The 1,107-nt window shown below is 32.8% G+C and carries 1 protein-coding gene; it reads right to left on the reverse strand.

The genetic code is table 11. The features are described from left to right. Nucleotides 1-78: 78 nt before the first annotated feature. A partial coding sequence (locus tag OYV_RS04015; RefSeq protein ID WP_042068423.1) for a glutamate--tRNA ligase family protein occupies nucleotides 79-1,107 on the reverse strand: 1,029 nt, incomplete at its 5' end.

Here is a 1,107-nt window from a genome sequence, read left to right on the forward strand (position 1 = left end):
TGGTTTTTTTCTGGGAGTGTTTTTTGGTTGGGTGATTTGATGGGATTTATTAGTTTTTATTTTTTTAGTAGAACAAATTTATTTTTGAGGATTTGATTTTAAGCTTACTACTTCATTGAAATTAAGTTCTTGCGTTTTTTCATTTGTGTCTTTTGTGATTTTGTCTGCTGCAAAATAACCTTGTCTTAGAAATTGAAAATGGTTTTTGCAACAACAGCTTTTTTGTAAACTTGATTCTACAAAACCTTTTTTGATATGCCAGGATTTATCGTTTAAATTGCCATTTGTGCAAAGTAGTGGAGCAAAAAAATTAAAAGTGGCTTTGCAAGCAGTCTTTGCTTCTACAAAATGAATAGTTCCGTTTGGTTTTCTATCTTTAAAACCGCTGCCGCTTTTGGTTTGGGGGTCGTATGTTGCAAGAATTTCTTTTATTTCTCCTTTTTTGTTTTTGACAACATCGTAAGCTTTAACAAAATAAGCATGAAATAATCTTACTTCTTCGCCCAAAGTGAATCTTTTATAATTTTTATCTGGTTTTTGGAGTGCAAAATCGTCTTTTTCAATGTAGAGATGGCGGGAAAAATAAATTTCTCTTTCTTGGGTTTGTTCTTTTCCTTTTGTTTGTTCTTGATTTTGTTCTGGGGTTTTTCCTTGGGTTTGAGATGTGTTACAACATTTACAAGTATGAAAATTATTAGTCCAAGGAGCTTTGAGAGTTTCTATTTGGTTTTCAGGAAAGTTAGTAATAGTAAGTTTGAGGGGGTTTATAACTGCCATGCGAGGCAAGGATTTTCCTTTAAGGTCATCTCTTACAAAAGATTCTAACATTTCTTGTTTAACTTGTGAATTTACTTTGGATAAGCCTGTTTCAAGGACAAAATTTTTGATAGCTTCAGGAGTGTATCCTTTTTTGCGGATGCCTGATAAAGTTGGCATTCTAGGGTCATCCCAACCTGTTACTAAGTTTTTTTCTACCAAATTATTAAGATGTCTTTTGCTCATCAAAGTTTGGGTAAGATTAAGTCTTCCAAATTCAATTTGGCGTGGAGTATGTTTGGCTTTTGTTTCTTTGATTATCCAATCATATAAAGGTCTGTGGTCTTCGAA

Origin of the sequence: 'Chrysanthemum coronarium' phytoplasma, assembly GCF_000744065.1 — a bacterium.
In the GTDB taxonomy this organism is placed as follows: Bacteria; Bacillota_I; Bacilli_A; order Acholeplasmatales; family Acholeplasmataceae; genus Phytoplasma; species Phytoplasma asteris.